Annotated in this window: 15 protein-coding genes; 12 read left to right on the forward strand and 3 right to left on the reverse strand. The window is 70.7% G+C overall.

Features of this window, described 5'->3' with window-relative positions; genetic code table 11:
* Positions 1–238 precede the first annotated feature (238 nt).
* The gene (locus tag ACLLJJ_RS36075; RefSeq protein ID WP_434598889.1) at positions 239–1,165 is read left to right on the forward strand and encodes a DMT family transporter; all 927 of its coding nucleotides are present in this window, start codon (positions 239–241) and stop codon (positions 1,163–1,165) included.
* 38 nt (positions 1,166–1,203) lie between these two features.
* Here ACLLJJ_RS36075 and ACLLJJ_RS36080 read toward each other — a convergent pair whose 3' ends face one another.
* The gene (locus ACLLJJ_RS36080; RefSeq protein WP_434598890.1) at positions 1,204–1,422 is read right to left on the reverse strand and encodes a hypothetical protein; all 219 of its coding nucleotides are present in this window, start codon (positions 1,420–1,422) and stop codon (positions 1,204–1,206) included.
* A gap of 145 nt (positions 1,423–1,567) precedes the next feature.
* On the opposite strand from ACLLJJ_RS36080, the gene ACLLJJ_RS36085 reads away from it, so the two are divergent.
* From ACLLJJ_RS36085 to ACLLJJ_RS36100, 4 genes are read left to right on the forward strand one after another with little or no spacing between them, the layout of a single operon-like run.
* Positions 1,568–2,782: a sensor histidine kinase gene (locus ACLLJJ_RS36085; protein WP_434598891.1), complete on the forward strand. Its 1,215-nt coding sequence runs from the start codon at positions 1,568–1,570 to the stop codon at positions 2,780–2,782.
* Complete coding sequence (locus ACLLJJ_RS36090; RefSeq protein ID WP_434598892.1) at positions 2,779–3,456, forward strand: response regulator transcription factor; 678 nt, start codon at positions 2,779–2,781, stop codon at positions 3,454–3,456. Before ACLLJJ_RS36085 ends, ACLLJJ_RS36090 begins: the two co-directional genes overlap by 4 nt.
* A 24-nt stretch (positions 3,457–3,480) precedes the next feature.
* The gene (locus tag ACLLJJ_RS36095) at positions 3,481–4,662 is read left to right on the forward strand and encodes a cytochrome P450 family protein (RefSeq protein WP_434598893.1); all 1,182 of its coding nucleotides are present in this window, start codon (positions 3,481–3,483) and stop codon (positions 4,660–4,662) included.
* Positions 4,659–5,081 carry a PaaI family thioesterase gene (locus ACLLJJ_RS36100; protein WP_434598895.1) on the forward strand — a complete coding sequence of 141 codons (423 nt, stop codon included), beginning with the start codon at positions 4,659–4,661 and terminating at the stop codon, positions 5,079–5,081. The genes ACLLJJ_RS36095 and ACLLJJ_RS36100 overlap by 4 nt, the downstream gene beginning before the upstream one ends.
* Before the next feature lie 48 nt (positions 5,082–5,129).
* Here the strand turns inward: ACLLJJ_RS36100 and ACLLJJ_RS36105 are convergent, their stop codons facing one another.
* The gene (locus ACLLJJ_RS36105) at positions 5,130–6,134 is read right to left on the reverse strand and encodes a Gfo/Idh/MocA family protein (protein ID WP_434598896.1); all 1,005 of its coding nucleotides are present in this window, start codon (positions 6,132–6,134) and stop codon (positions 5,130–5,132) included.
* 102 nt (positions 6,135–6,236) lie between these two features.
* Between ACLLJJ_RS36105 and ACLLJJ_RS36110 the strand changes: the two genes are divergently transcribed.
* The 7 genes from ACLLJJ_RS36110 to ACLLJJ_RS36140 all read left to right on the forward strand — a co-directional run bounded on the left by ACLLJJ_RS36110 (position 6,237) and on the right by ACLLJJ_RS36140 (position 13,117).
* Entirely contained in the window at positions 6,237–7,001 is a 765-nt protein-coding gene (locus ACLLJJ_RS36110; protein WP_434598897.1) for a GntR family transcriptional regulator, read from the forward strand.
* A 123-nt stretch (positions 7,002–7,124) separates the two neighbouring features.
* Positions 7,125–8,129, forward strand: a complete 1,005-nt coding sequence (locus tag ACLLJJ_RS36115; protein ID WP_434598898.1) for a substrate-binding domain-containing protein — start codon at positions 7,125–7,127, stop codon at positions 8,127–8,129.
* 155 nt (positions 8,130–8,284) lie between these two features.
* Complete coding sequence (locus ACLLJJ_RS36120) at positions 8,285–9,268, forward strand: sugar ABC transporter substrate-binding protein (RefSeq protein WP_434598899.1); 984 nt, start codon at positions 8,285–8,287, stop codon at positions 9,266–9,268.
* Positions 9,265–10,326, forward strand: a complete 1,062-nt coding sequence (locus ACLLJJ_RS36125; protein WP_434598901.1) for an ABC transporter permease — start codon at positions 9,265–9,267, stop codon at positions 10,324–10,326. Before ACLLJJ_RS36120 ends, ACLLJJ_RS36125 begins: the two co-directional genes overlap by 4 nt.
* On the forward strand, positions 10,293–11,168 hold the full coding sequence (locus tag ACLLJJ_RS36130) for an ATP-binding cassette domain-containing protein (RefSeq protein WP_434598902.1): 876 nt from the start codon (positions 10,293–10,295) through the stop codon (positions 11,166–11,168). Before ACLLJJ_RS36125 ends, ACLLJJ_RS36130 begins: the two co-directional genes overlap by 34 nt.
* Positions 11,169–11,387: 219 nt before the next feature.
* Entirely contained in the window at positions 11,388–12,536 is a 1,149-nt protein-coding gene (locus ACLLJJ_RS36135; protein WP_434598903.1) for an ROK family glucokinase, read from the forward strand.
* A complete protein-coding gene (locus ACLLJJ_RS36140; RefSeq protein ID WP_434598904.1) occupies positions 12,536–13,117 on the forward strand; it encodes a hypothetical protein in 582 nt (193 codons plus the stop codon). The genes ACLLJJ_RS36135 and ACLLJJ_RS36140 overlap by 1 nt, the downstream gene beginning before the upstream one ends.
* Positions 13,118–14,170: 1,053 nt before the next feature.
* Here ACLLJJ_RS36140 and ACLLJJ_RS36145 read toward each other — a convergent pair.
* Positions 14,171–15,202, reverse strand: a complete 1,032-nt coding sequence (locus ACLLJJ_RS36145; RefSeq protein ID WP_434598905.1) for a LacI family DNA-binding transcriptional regulator — start codon at positions 15,200–15,202, stop codon at positions 14,171–14,173.
* Positions 15,203–15,330: the final 128 nt, after the last annotated feature.

Here is a 15,330-nt window from a genome sequence, read left to right on the forward strand (position 1 = left end):
CCGGGGAGGGCGGGAGCTGGAGCCTGCACATCCGAGAAGGGCGCAGGCCATGCGGAGCACCTTCGGAACGGGCCCGGGTTCGCCCGCGCCGCCGCCCGCCGGGACCGGTCTAGGTCAGCCGCCAACCAGTGAGACGGGTCTTTCCCGGGCCGATCATGCGCGGGTACGGTGACCGCTCCGCGTGCGAGCCACCGAAGTCTCCACACAGCACCACTTCTCTCTGTGGGGGACCGAGCCCGTGGCCGCTGCACCGCCGACCGCCCTGCCCGACCTCGCGCCGGCCCGCCGGGCAGCCTGGCTCACCGATCTGCCGGTGCTGCTCGTCGCCGTGGTGTGGGGCGCGAGCTATCTCGCCGCCAAGGACATCACCACCGCGCAGACCGTCATCGCCGTCCTGGTGCTGCGCTTCGCGATCGTGCTGCCCGTGCTGGTGGTGGCCGGATGGCGGAACCTGCGCGCGCTCAGTGGCGCTCAGTGGCGGGGCGCGGGGGTGCTCGGGCTCGTACTCGGCGCGATCTTCCTGCTGGAGACATACGCCGTCGTGCACACCTCGGCCACCAACGCCGGGCTCATCATCAGCCTCACCATGATCTTCACCCCGCTCGCGGAGGCCGCGGTGCGCAAGGTGTGGCCACCGCGCGCCTTCCTCGGCGCGGCGGGGCTCTCGGTGGCCGGTGTGGTGCTGCTGACCCAGAGCGGCGGGTTCACCACGCCCTCCGGCGGCGATCTGCTGATGCTGCTGGCCGCGCTCGCCCGTACCGTGCACGTGCTGGCCATGGCGAGGATCAAGGCGGTGCAGCGCGCGGACGCGCTCTCGCTCACCACCGTCCAACTCGGCGGCGCGGTGGCCGTGTTCGCGGTCCTGGCCGCCGCGCCCGGCACTGGTCCGGCGCCTTGGACGGTCGCGGCGGGGTTCGGGCCGCGCGAGTGGGCGGGGCTGGTCTTCCTCTCCGTCTTCTGCACGCTGTTCGCCTTCTTCGTGCAGATGTGGGCGGTGCGCCGCACCTCGCCGTCGCGGGTCAGCCTGCTGCTCGGCACGGAACCGTTGTGGGCGGCGACGGTCGGGATCGCGATCGGCGGTGAACGGCTGGGGGCGGTAGGCCTGTTGGGCGGCGCGCTGGTGCTGGCGGGGACGATGTGGGGGCGGCGGTCGGTGGCGGGCTAGCGGACGCCCGCGGCGGGCTGTTCCGCGCCCCGCCCCCGCTACACGCGCCGGAGCCGGTCCGCGGAGAGCATGACCGCCGTACCGGCGGCTGCCAGCACAATGTTGGTATAGACCTCATGCCCCTCCAGGGCGTCCACGGAATCCAGGACCCGCAGGAAGCCGAAGAGCTGCGGCATCCAGCCCGTCACCTCATGCACCAGCCCCGACACCCCCGCCACGAACAGCACGAAGCCGACCACTTCAAGGATTTTCTTCATACGGCGAGCCTGTCGCGCCCCGTGCCCCCGCCGCGTCGGCCATCGGCACCGCCCGCCGCGACGAAAGTCTGCGGCTCCGCGACTTTGGTCGTTTCCTTCGGTCACCGGGCCGCACCAGGCCGCCCCGCCTGCGTAGTTTGTCGATATGGGCGAACAGGAGTACCGCTGGCTGCTGCCGTCGGCGATGGCCGACCCCGACCTGCCGGGCGACCGGGGCAGGCGGAGGCGGCGTACCGCGCGGGACTGGATCGTCGACCTCACCGCGTTCCTCTTCGCCGCGTTCATCGGCGTCATGGCCTCCGAGGCCGCCAGCAAGGTCGGCAACCACGAGGGGATCGTCCTCTTCGACCAGCTCGCGGGCGCTGCCGCCTGCTGCGCGCTGTGGGTTCGGCGCAGGTGGCCGGTGGCGCTCGGGGTCGCCGTGGCCGCCCTCTCCGCGCTCGCGCCCGCCGCGGGCGGCGCCGCGATCGTCGCCCTGTTCAGCCTGACCGTGCACCGGCCGTTCAAGACGGTCGCGGCCGTCGGCTCCGGGTGCCTCGCCGCCGGGTTCGTCCAGGCGTATCTGCGCCCCGACCCGTCCGTCAGCTTCACGGCCTCGGCCATCGCCTCGCTGGTGATCGCCCTGCTGGTCGTCGGCTGGGGCATGTTCGTACGCGCCCGCCGCCAGCTCGTCCTCTCGCTGCGCGAGCGCGCCCGCCGCGCCGAGGCGGAGGCGGACCTGCGCGCCGAACAGGCCCAGCGGCTGGCTCGCGAGGCCATTGCCCGCGAGATGCACGACGTACTCGCCCACCGGCTGACCCTCCTCAGCGTGCACGCCGGCGGCCTGGAATTCCGCCCGGACGCGCCGCCCGCCGAGGTCGCCCGCGCCGCCGGGGTGATCCGCGACAGCGCGCACGAGGCGCTCCAGGACCTGCGCGAGATCATCGGCGTACTCCGCGGGCCGGGCGCCGGCGACGACCACCGTCCGCAGCCCACCCTCGCCACCCTCGACGCCCTGGTCGCCGAGTCCAGGGACGCCGGCATGAAGGTCGTCCTCGGCAACCGCGTCGACCGGCCCGCCACCGTGCCCACCGCCCTCGGCCGCAACGCGTATCGCATCGCCCAGGAGGGGCTGACCAACGCCCGGAAGCACGCACCCGGCGCCGAGGTCACCGTGACGGTGACCGGCGCGCCGGGGGACGGCCTGACCATCGAGGTGCGCAACCCCGCCCCCGTCGGCCCCGTTCCGCCGGTCCCCGGCTCGGGCCAGGGCCTCATCGGGCTGACCGAGCGCGCCATGCTCGCGGGCGGCAGGCTCCGGCACGGCGGGACACCCGACGGCGGATTCCGTATCGACGCCTGGCTACCGTGGGCCGCATGACCATCAGGCTGCTCATCGTCGACGACGACCCGCTCGTACGGGCCGGGCTCACGTTCATGCTCGGCGGCGCCGAGGACATCGAGATCGTGGGGGAGGCCGCCGACGGCTCCGAGGCCACGGCGATGACCGACCGGCACCGGCCCGACGTGGTCCTCATGGACATCCGGATGCCGGTCATGGACGGTCTCACCGCCACCGAGGAGCTGCGCGGCAGGCCCGACGCGCCCGAGGTCATCGTCCTCACCACCTTCCACGCGGACGAACAGGTGCTGCGGGCCCTGCGGGTGGGCGCCGCCGGGTTCGTACTGAAGGACACCCCGCCCGCCGAGATCGTCGCGGCGGTACGGCGGGTGGTGGCCGGCGACCCCGTGCTCTCCCCGGCCGTCACTCAGCAGCTCATCGCCCATGTCGCGGCCTCCGGCGCCCCCGACGACCGCAAGGGCCGGGCCGCGCGGCGCCTCGCCCTGCTGGCCGAGCGGGAACGGGAGGTGGCGGTCGCCGTCGGACACGGGCAGTCCAACGCGGACATCGCCGCGACCCTTTACCTGAGCGTGCCCACCGTCAAGACCCATGTGTCGCGCGTCCTGGCCAAGCTGGGTCTCAACAACCGTGTCCAGATCGCGCTGTTGGTGCACGACGCGGGCGTCCTCGACGAGGGCGGCGACGTAGGCTGAGATCTTCCGGCAGGAGGGTCGCAGATGGACGTCATCGATCTGAGGGTGGACGCCGAGGACTTCACGGCGAATCCGTATCCGCACTACGCACGGTTGCGCGAGGCCGGTCCGCTGCATCGGATCAAGACACGCGACTTCGACATGGTGTGGCTGATCGTCGGCCACGAGGAGGCGCGCCGCACGCTCGCCGACCCGCGGCTAGGCAAGGACTGGCGTACCTCGGGGATGTGGGAGGCCACCACCAACCCGATCAACGCCAACATGCTGGAGATGGACCCGCCGCACCACACGCGGCTGCGCAAGCTCGTCGCGCGGGAGTTCACTGCCCGCCGGGTCGAGGCGCTGCGCCCGGAGGTCCAGCGGATCACCGACGAGCTGCTCGACGCGATGACGGCCGACGGGAGGGCCGCGGCGGACCTCGTGGACGTGCTGGCCTTCCCGCTGCCCATGACCGTCATCTGTGAACTGCTGGGCGTGCCCGACCTCGACCGGGCCGCCTTCCGTGTCTGGTCCAACCAGATCGTCGCACCGACCGGCTCGGGCTCGGAACAGACGGCCGTACAGGAGATGGGCAAGTACCTCGCCGAGCTTGTCGAGGAGAAGCGCGACTCACCCGGCGAGGACCTGATGAGCGCGCTGATCAGGGCGCGCGACGAGGAGGGCGACCGGCTCGCTCCCGACGAACTCATCGGCATGGCCTTCCTGTTGCTCATCGCGGGCCACGAGACCACCGTCAACCTGATCTCCAACGGGATGCGCGCCCTGCTGTCCCATCCGGCCCAACTGGCCGCCCTGCGCGCCGATCCCGGGCTGCTCGACGGCGCGGTCGAGGAGATGCTGCGCTACGACGGGCCGGTGGAGAACGCCACTCTCCGCTTCGCACGCGAACCCGTCGAGATCGGGGGGACGGTCATCCCGGCCGGTGAACCGGTCCTGGTCGCCCTCGCCTCGGGCGACCGCGACGCCACCCGGTTCCCGGACGCGGACCGCTTCGACATCACCCGCGACACCCAGGGCCATCTCGCCTTCGGGCACGGCCTGCACTTCTGTCTGGGGGCGCCGCTGGCACGCATGGAGGGCCGCATCGCCGTCCGTACGCTCCTGGAGCGCTGCCCGGACCTGGAGTTCGACCCGGACGGCGGGCCGCCGGAGTGGCTGCCGGGCATGCTCATGCGCGGCGTGCGGCGGCTGCCGGTGCGCTGGTGAGCGCCGAGCTGGACCTGGGCACGGCCCAGAAGGTCCTCGACAGCCAGCCGTTCAGCCGTCTCCTCGGCGCCCGCCTCACCGCCTTCGGTGACCGGGCGGCCGTGCTCGAAGTGGACATCCGCGACGACCTGCGCCAGCAGAACGGCCACCTGCACGGCGGCGTCCTCGCCTACGCCGCTGACAACGCCATCACCTTCGCGGGCGGCACGGCGCTCGGCCCGGCCGTCCTCACCGGCGGGTTCTCCATCCAGTACGTGCGCCCCGCGGCCGGTGTCACCCTGATCGCCCGCGCCGTGGTCGTCCACGGCGGTCGCCGCCAGGCCGTCTGCCGCTGCGACCTCTACGTGACGGACGAGACGGGAGCGGAGGCGCTGTGCGCGGTCGCGCAGGGCACGGTGCTCACGGCAGGGGCGCCGTAGGGGCCGTCCGTGGCAGCCCCGACGGATCCGTCGGCCACGCACGCACCGTCATGAGGAGGGAATCTCCGCCAGCCGCACCGGGCGTCGCTCGCGCCGGGACAGCTCGCAGGCCTCCGCGATGCGCAGCGCGTGCAGGGCCTCCGTGCCGTCGCACGGGTTCGCGATCTCACCGCGGACGAGCTGCACGAAGGCGTCCAGCTCCGCCTCGTAGGCCGGTGCGAACCGCTCCAGGAACCCCGGCCAGGGCCGCTCGGCGGCCGGCGGCCCCTTGGGCTCGGTCGAGGTGATCGGGGTGCGGTCGTCGAGGCCCACGGAGACCTGGTCGAGCTCGCCGGCCAGCTCCATCCGTACGTCGTAGCCCGCCGCGTTGCAGCGGGTGGCGGTGGCCGTGGCGAGCGTGCCGTCGTCGAGGGTGAGGACCGCGGCGGCCGTGTCGACGTCGCCCGCCTCGCGGAACATCGCGGGTCCCGCGTCGGATCCGACGGCGTACACCTCGACGACCTCGCGGCCGGTGACCCAGCGCAGCATGTCGAAGTCGTGCACCAGACAGTCCCGGTAGAGGCCGCCGGACAGCGGCAGATACGCGGCGGGCGGCGGCGCCGGGTCGGACGTCATCGCCCGCACGGTGTGCAGTCGGCCGAGGCCGCCGGAGCGTACGAGCTCGCGCGCGGCGGTGTATCCCGCGTCGAAGCGGCGCATGAAACCGAGCTGCAGCGCGTTGCCCGCCGCGTCCACCTCGCGGAGCGCGCCCAGCGTCCCCTTCAGGTCCAGTGCGATGGGCTTCTCGCAGAAGGTGGGCAGGCCGGCGCGGGCCGCCCGGCCGATCAGCTCGGCGTGGGCGGAGGTGGCGGAGGCGATCACCACGGCGTCCACACCCCAGGCGAAGATCTCGTCGACCGACGGCGCGGCCGTGACGCCGAGCTGGTCGGCGACCGCCACCGCCCGCGCCGCATCGGCGTCCGCGACGAGCAGGGCGCCCACCTCCCGGTGGCGGCTGAGCACTCCAGCGTGGAAGGAGCCAATACGTCCCGTGCCGATGAGTCCGATGCGCATGGCCCCAAAGTGACCCGCTGCCCACCACCCTGTCAAGGGTTTGTCCTGACAATCGGACTTCAGGACTACCGGTGGTCATTACCTGGGGATACGCTCTCTGGCGTGTCGAAACACGCGGCGAATCCCACCGTCTCCCTCCAGCTCGGCGTCGACCGCAACAGTCCGGTCCCGCTCTATTTCCAGCTGTCCCAACAGCTGGAGGCGGCCATCGAGAAGGGCCGGATCGCCCCGGGAAGCCTCCTCGGCAACGAGATAGAGCTGGCCGGACGCCTCGGCCTGTCCCGCCCCACCGTCCGCCAGGCCATCCAGTCGCTCGTCGACAAGGGCCTCCTGGTCCGACGCCGCGGCGTCGGCACCCAGGTCGTACACAGCCAGGTCAAGCGCCCCCTCGAACTGAGCAGCCTGTACGACGACCTGGAGGCCGCGGGCCAGCGCCCGGCCACCCAGGTGCTGCGCAACACCGTCGAACCGGCGACCGCCGAGGTCGCGGCCGCGCTCGGCGTGGCCGAGGGCAGCGACGTCCATCTCGTCGAGCGGCTGCGCCTGGCGCACAACGAACCGATGGCCCGGCTGCGCAATCACCTGCCCATGGGGCTGCTCCCGCTCGACACCGAGCACCTGGAAGCCACCGGCCTGTACCGGATGATGCGCTCGGCGGGGATCACGCTGCACAGCGCCCGCCAGACGGTCGGCGCGTGCGCCGCCGGGCCCCAGGAGGCGCGGCAGCTGGCGGAGGCGGAGGGCGCGCCGCTGCTGACGATGCAGCGGACGACGTTCGACGACACCGGCCGGACCGTGGAGTTCGGCTCGCACCTCTACCGCGCCTCGCGCTACGCCTTCGAGTTCCAGCTCCTCGTCAGGCCCTGACGAGCCACCCCCGGACAAGTCCGCGTAAGAATGTTCGGACAAAGTCTTGACGGGGCCGCGGATACGCCGCTAGAACTCCCTCCAGCCGCAACGGGGCGGCCGGGAGACAAGGCGGAACCCACGATGCGTACCCCTCGCAAGGCAGCAGCCCTCCTCGCCGCGTGCGCGCTCGCACTCGCACTCGCAGGGTGCAGCGGCTCGGGCGGCAAGGACTCCGAGGACACCGGCAAGAACGAGGACGGGGGCGGCGGCAAGACCGTCACCACCAAGCGCCTGAAGATCGCCATGGTGACGCACTCCGGGGAGGGCGACACGTTCTGGGACATCGTCCAGAGCGGCGCCGAGCAGGCCGCGTCCAAGGACAACGTCGAGTTCCTGTACGCCGCCAACAAGGAGGGCAAGGAACAGGCCCAGCACATCGAGTCCTACATCGACAAGAAGGTCGACGGGATCGTGGTGACCCTGGCCAAGCCCGAGGCGGTCGCCGCCGCCGTCAAGAAGGCCGTCGCGGCCGGCATACCCGTCGTTACCATCAACTCCGGCGGCGAGCACTCCAAGGCCACCGGCGCGCTCAGCCACATCGGCCAGGAGGAGTCCGTGGCCGGCGAGGCCGTCGGTGAGGAACTCAACAAGCGCGGCAAGAAAAAGGCGCTCTGCGTCATCCACGAACAGGGCAACGTCTCGCTCGAAGCGCGCTGCGCCGGGGTGAAGAAGACCTTCGAAGGCACCGTCGAGAACCTCAACATCGAGGGCACCAACATGCCCGCTTCGACCTCCTCCATCGAGGCGAAGCTGGAGAGCGGCAAGGACATCGACACCGTCGTCACCCTCGGCGCGCCCTTCGCGGCAGCCACCGTCAAGGCGAAGACCGGCGCGGGCAGCGACGCCGAGGTCAACACCTTCGACCTCAACGCCGAGGTGGTGAAGCAGCTCAAGGCCAAGGAAATCGGCTTCGCCGTCGACCAGCAGCCCTATCTCCAGGGCTACCTCGCCGTCGACGAGCTGTGGCTCTACGCGACCAACGGCAACGTTCTCGGCGGCGGTCGGCCCGTCCTGACCGGACCGGCCGTGGTCACCGGCAAGGACGTACCGGCGCTGGAGAAGTACACGGCCCGTGGTACCCGATGAGCGCGCGCCGCGCGCAGCCGGGGCCTGCTGGGCGAGGTCGGCGCAAGCTCGTAGATACTTGGGCGGCCGGGGACGGTCTGAATGATCCCCGGGCGCACCGAGGAGTACGAGAAGGGCACGGCGTCGTGGCAAGGGTTCGGACAGGGGTACGCGCAATGGGCGCGGTGCTGGCGGCGGTGCTCGGAGCTTCGCTGGCGGGCTGCAGCAGCACGGGCGGCAAGCGCGCCGAAGAGCGGGCTTCGCAGCAGGCCGCCCAGGGCAAGGCCGCGGTGGACACACCCCGCTGGACCGTCGGCATGGTCACCCACTCGGGCGATGGCGACAGCTTCTGGGACATCGTCCAGAAGGGCGCCGAGCAGGCGGCGGTCAAGGACAACATCAAGTTCCTGTACGCCCACAACGACGAGGGCCAGCAGCAGGCCCAGCTCGTCGACTCCTACATCGACAAGAAGGTCGATGGGCTGATCGTCTCGCTCGCCAAGCCCGACGCGATGAAGGCCGCGGTCGCCAGGGCCACCAAGGCCGGCATCCCGGTGATCACTGTCAACTCGGGCACGGCGGAGTCCAAGAAGTTCGGCGCGCTCACCCACATCGGGCAGGACGAGACCATCGCGGGCGAGGCCGTCGGCGAGGAACTCGGCAAACGAGGCCGCAAGAAGGCGCTGTGCATCCTGCACGAGCAGGGCAACGTCGGCCACGAACAGCGCTGCGCCGGTGCCAAGAAGACCTTCGACGGCGACCTGCAGAACCTCTACGTCGACGGCACGAACATGCCCGACGTACAGGCGTCCATCGAGGCGAAGCTCCAGTCGACGAAGGGCATCGACGCCGTCGTGACCCTCGGCGCGCCCTTCGCGGACGCCGCGGTCCAGGCCAAGGAGCAGGCCGGCAGCGAGGCCGAGATCGACACCTTCGACCTCAACGCCAAGGTCGTCACCGCGCTCAAGGACGACACGCTCGGCTTCGCCGTCGACCAGCAGCCGTACGTCCAGGGCTATGAGGCCGTGGACCTGCTGTGGCTCTACAAGTACAACGACAACGTCCTCGGCGGCGGCAAGCCGGTCCTCACCGGACCCCAGATCATCACCAAGAAGGACGCCCCCGCGCTGGAGGCCTACACGAAGCGGGGGACCCGATGACCGCGACCGCACCGGCGCCCGCCCCCGGCAACGAGGCCGCCCCCGACGAGCGGCTGATCAGGGCCTCCCCGCTGCGCAAGCTGCTCGGCCGCCCCGAGCTGGGCTCGGTGGTCGGAGCCGTCGCCGTCTTCCTGTTCTTCGCGGTCGCCGCGGACAGCTTTCTGCGGATGTCCAGCTTCGGCACGGTCCTCTACGCGGCGTCGGTGATCGGCATCATGGCCGTCCCTGTCGCGCTGCTGATGATCGGCGGAGAGTTCGACCTGTCGGCCGGCGTCATGGTGACCAGCTCCGCGCTGATCTCCTCGATGTTCAGCTACCAGATGACGGCCAACGTCTGGGTCGGCATCCTCGTCTCGCTTCTGGTGACACTCGCCATCGGTGTCTTCAACGGCTTCATGCTGACCCGCACCGAACTGCCGAGCTTCATCATCACCCTCGGTACGTTCCTGATGCTGACCGGCCTGAACCTGGGCCTCACCAAGCTGATCAGCGGCACGGTCTCCACCAAGAGCATCAGCGACATGGAGGGCTTCGAGTCCGCCAAGCAGGTCTTCGCCTCGCAGACCACGATCGGCGGCGTCAACCTCAAAGTCACCATCCTGTGGTGGGCCGTGCTGATCGCCGTCGCCACCTGGATCCTGCTGCGCACCCGCTCCGGCAACTGGATCTTCGCGGTCGGCGGCGAGAAGGGCGCGGCGCGCGCGGTCGGCGTCCCGGTCAACAGGACGAAGATCGGGCTTTACATGGGCGTGGCCGTGGGCGCCTGGATCTCCGGCCAGCACCTGCTCTTCTCGTTCGACGTCGTCCAGTCGGGCGAAGGCGTCGGGAACGAGCTGACGTACATCATCGCGGCCGTCATCGGTGGCTGCCTGATCACCGGCGGTTACGGATCGGCGATCGGCGCCGCGGTCGGTGCCTTCATCTTCGGCATGACCAGCAAGGGCATCGTGTACGCCGAGTGGAACCCCGACTGGTTCAAGTTCTTCCTCGGAGCGATGCTCCTTCTGGCCACCCTGCTCAACGCATGGGTACGCAAGCGCGCGGAGGCGACGAAATGACCGCGGCCCTCGTCGAGCTCGACGACGTCAGCAAGTTCTACGGAAACATCAAGGCACTGGAGGGTGTCTCACTCGAAGTCCACGCGGGCGAGATCACCTGTGTGCTGGGCGACAACGGCGCGGGCAAGTCCACCCTCATCAAGATCATCGCGGGGCTGCACCAGCACGACGCCGGCACCTTCTCGATGGAGGGCCACGAGACCCACCTGAGCTCCCCGCGCGAGGCGCTCGACCGGGGCATCGCCACCGTCTACCAGGACCTCGCCGTCGTCCCGCTGATGCCCGTCTGGCGGAACTTCTTCCTCGGCTCGGAGCCCACCAAGGGCGTCGGCCCCTTCAAGCGCCTCGACACCACCTTCATGCGGGAGACCACCCGCACCGAGATGCTGCGCATGGGCATCGACCTGCGCGACGTCGACCAGCCCATCGGCACCCTCTCCGGCGGCGAGCGCCAGTGCGTGGCCATCGCCCGCGCCGTCTACTTCGGCGCGAAGGTCCTGGTCCTCGACGAGCCGACCGCCGCCCTCGGCGTCAAGCAGTCGGGCGTCGTCCTGAAGTACATCGCCGCGGCGCGCGACGCGGGTCTGGGCGTCGTCCTGATCACCCACAACCCGCACCACGCCTATCTGGTCGGGGACCGCTTCGTCCTCCTCAAGCGAGGCATCATGGCCGGCAGCCACACGCGCGAGGAGATCACTCTGGACGAGCTCACCCGACAGATGGCGGGCGGCAGCGAGCTGGAGGAACTCAGCCACGAACTGGAGCGCGCCCCCACCCCGACACATCTCGGCGGGCACCCGAGGGACACCGTCCCCAAGGACGCCCCCACCAAGGACGACTGAGGCCGCTCCCGGGGCGGCGAAACCCGCCGGAGGGGGCAGGAGGTGGGGCGCCTCACCCCCTGGCACAAGGTCGTCGCGCACAAGGGGTGGCAGAATCGGGACCGGCGGGCGCCGTTCGCCGCCGGCGACGGCCGGCCACCGAGACCACCCAGGGACGAACCGAGCCGTGCGAGTACACGCCCCCACCCCCGCCCCTCTCGGCAGGACGGCGGCCGCCCGATGAGCACCTACCGGGACATCACGCACCGCGGCTCCGCCCGCGCCACCGTCCTGCGCACGGTCGGGACCCGTGAGCGACGCTCCCACCTCACCGCGCCCCGGGTGCCCACCGTCGGAATCGACATCGGCGGTACGAAGGTGATGGCCGGCGTGGTCGACGCCGACGGCGTCATCCTGGAGAAGATCCGCACCGAGACGCCGGACAAGTCCAAGAGCCCCAAGGTCGTTGAGGACACCATCGTCGAGCTGGTCCTCGACCTCTCCGACCGCCACGACGTGCACGCGGTGGGCATCGGAGCGGCCGGCTGGGTCGACGCCGACCGCTCCAAGGTGCTCTTCGCCCCGCACCTCGCCTGGCGCAACGAGCCACTGCGCGACGCGATCACGGCCCGCCTCGCCGTGCCCGTGCTGGTCGACAACGACGCCAACACCGCCGCCTGGGCCGAATGGCGCTTCGGCGCCGGCCGCGGCGAGGACCACCTCGTCATGATCACGCTGGGCACCGGCATCGGCGGCGCGATCCTGGAGGACGGCCAGGTCAAGCGGGGCAAGTACGGCGTCGCTGGCGAGTTCGGCCATATGCAGGTGGTGCCCGGCGGCCACCGCTGCCCGTGCGGAAACCGCGGCTGCTGGGAGCAGTACAGCTCGGGCAACGCCCTGGTCCGCGAGGCCCGAGAGCTCGCCGCCGCGGACTCCCCGGTCGCGCACGGTCTCATCGAGCGCGTCGGCGGCAACGTCAATGAGATCACCGGCCCGCTCATCACGGAGCTGGCCCGCGAGGGCGACGCCATGTGCACCGAGCTCCTCCAGGACATCGGCCAGTGGCTCGGCGTCGGCATCGCCAACCTCGCCGCCGCCCTCGACCCCTCCTGCTTCGTCATCGGCGGCGGCGTCAGCGCCGCCGACGACCTGCTGATCGGCCCGGCCCGCGACGCCTTCCGCCGCCACCTCACGGGCCGCGGCTACCGCCCCGAGGCCCGGATCGCCAAGGCCCAGCTCGGCCCCGAGGCCGGCATGGTCGGCGCCGCCGACCTCGCCCGCCTCGTCGCCCGCCGGTTCCGCCGGACCAGCCGCCGCCGCGTGGAGCGCTACGAACGCTACGAGCGCTACGCGCAGGCCATCCGCACCACCACCCAGGGATCCCCGTAATGCCCCCCTCCGTGCCCCGCCAGTCCCCGCCCCCCGAGGGGGGCGGTAAGCGCCCCGAGAGCCGCCGTCACGTCGTCACCCGGCGCTGGCTGACGGCGATCACCATCGTGCTGCTCATCGGAGTCCCCGCGGGCTATCTGCTGATCTCCGCCGAGCAGAGCCGCGACAGCGGACGCGACAAGGCGAAGGCGGCCTCCGCGACCGGCCTCACCGAGGGCTTCCCGTCCCGCCTGCAGCGCCGTATCTACGACATCCCGGTCCCGAACGCGGCCACCGACGTGGCGTACTACGAGACGAACAACTGGAAGACCAGCAGGCTGTACGTCCAGTTCCGCACGGTCCCCGCGGACTTCGACTGGTTCCTGAGCGACCTGGGAATCAGCCGCTCCGCCCTCAAGACCGGCCATGTCTCCATCAGCGAGCGCGACGCCGGGATCGCGGGCTGGGACCTCAGAACGGGCGACGACTGGGCCGGCGCCACGGTCGCCGAGAAGGACCCGCTGCCGACCGTCGACATCACCGTCGACGAGAGCGATCCGGCCCGCCCGCTGGTCTACGCCGTCTCGGCCGCCACTCCCTGACCACGGATCGCCCCCTTCGGTACCGGTTCGAAGTCGACCGGCCAGTTCGTGATGTGGATGCACAAGGAGAGCTCGGTCGACTACTCCGAGGCGCGGGGCGCGGTCTCCTCGACCGTGGCACGGATGCACACGGGGCTGTACGCGGCAATCCCGGCATGTGCATCAGCGGTTACTGGGCTCACGTGGCGGCTCCTGGGGTAGTGACGCGTTCTGACGCGGTGAACGGGTCGATCTCTGCGGGCACAAGTGGCTCTCGGCTCGACGAGGCATCAAGGTGTCTGCTCGGGGCGACGACGAGGTATCCATCGTGCGCGGGAACGCCGGTTTGGCTAACCGGCGTTCCCGGGCTATGTTGCCCAGCTCTCCGGTCGACGTCGTGCCGATGCCCCAGCCGCTCCTGGTGGGGTTGCCGCCCTTTGGCCGTGGTGATGGAGTCCCACTTCGGCGATTGGCGCGATGTCGCACCACGACGCAAACACCATCGCATCGAGGTCAAGGGCTCTGACGGGAGCCGGCGGGGCTGGACTCCCCAGGGTGCGTGCACCGTCCTTGAGTGCTCGCTCCCAGCGGGTCAGCACGTGTTCGCGGCTGGCATGAATGTCGGTGACTACGATTAATTACCAGGTGGTCGTGGAGGTCGCGACCGCCGGGTTGGCAGGGGCGAAGGTGTTCTCCCTGCCCCTATTCCTGGAGCTTTCCGTGGCCGCTACACCGCCCCCACCCCTCGGTCCGGTGCCCGTCTGCCCGTCCGGCCTGCGTCCCACTCGTAACGCCAGGTGTACGGGTTCGCGGGAGAGGTGGGTCATCCAGTGGCGGCAGGTGGTTCAAGGGCGCTGGCCACCTACCCCTTCATGAGCACTCTGACCGCGGTGCACGTCGGCGGGCCAACGGGGTGAGGTGCCGATGGGCGATCCGCTTGTCGGCCGAGTCCTGCCTGTGCCCCAGCAGCCTTCAAGGCGCCAGCTGGATGACCAGGACCGCACGGCGGAAGCGGGGGCCCGGGCTGTGGGCCGCTGCCTTCACCCGCTCATGGACCGCGGCCCCACCTGGTGCTCAGTTCTCGGGCGGCGGCGCCGTGCTCTTGCGTACGACCAGGCTCGTGGCCAGCTCCAGCCGCGTGGACACCGGTTCCTGGGCCCGCAGTCGCATCAGCATCTGCGTGGCCTCCTCCGCCATCTGGCGCAGCGGCTGGTGGACCGTGGTCAGTGCCGGGCTGGCCCAGCGGGCGATGGACACGTCGTCGTAGCCGACCACCGAGAGGTCGTGGGGGACGCGCAGGCCGTGTACTCGGGCGGCTTCCAGTACGCCGAGTGCCTGGAGGTCGCTGCCCGCGAAGATCGCGGTGGGCCGCTGGGGCCGGGACAGCATCTCGGCGGCGCGGTCGTATCCGCCCTCCACGTGGAAGTCGCCGAACAGGATGAGTCCGGGGTCCACCTCCAGCCCAGCCATGGTCATCGCCGACCGGTAGCCGTCGAGCCGGGCGCGGGAGCAGAGCATGTCCTCAGGTCCGGTGATGATGCCGATGCGCCGGTGCCCGCACTCGATGAGGTGGCGGGTGGCGGCCAGTCCGCCATTCCAGTTGGCCGAGCCGACCGAGGGCACGTCGGGGTCGGGGTCGCCCGCCGGGTCGATGATGACGAACGGGATCGAACGCGCCCTGAGCTGCTGTTTCACTTCGCTGGGCAGGGCGGAGAAGACCAGGACGACACCGAGCGGCCGACGCTGGAGCATCGCCTCCATCCAGTCGGGGCTGGGCGAGTGACGGGTTCCGCTCTCGGTGAGGACGACCCCGGCGCTGTGCGCCTTGGCGACGTTCTCCACTCCCCGGATCAGCTCCATCGCCCAGATGCTCTCCAGCTCGTGGAACACGATCTCGATGAGTGGTGCCTCGCGGGCCGACCGTGTGGTGCGCCGGTACGCATGGGCTTCCAGCAGGCGCTCCACCTTGACCCTCGTGGGGGGTGCCACATCTTGCCGACCGTTGAGGACCTTCGAAACTGTCGAAATGGAGACGCCGGCCCGCTGGGCCACCTGGGCCAGGGTGACGCGGCCCATTTCCTCGTCATCACGCATGCCCAGGAGCATAAGGCACGAGACCTCTACCACCGAGGCGTAACGCTTTGATAACGCGGTGACCGAGGGTTGACCCCCCAGATGGGGAGTCCTAGCGTCCCGACTCAGGAAGTTTCGGTAACTGTGCCGAAAAAGTTTCG

It is taken from the genome of Streptomyces sp. A5-4 (assembly GCF_051131715.1).
GTDB lineage: Bacteria > Actinomycetota > Actinomycetes > Streptomycetales > Streptomycetaceae > Streptomyces.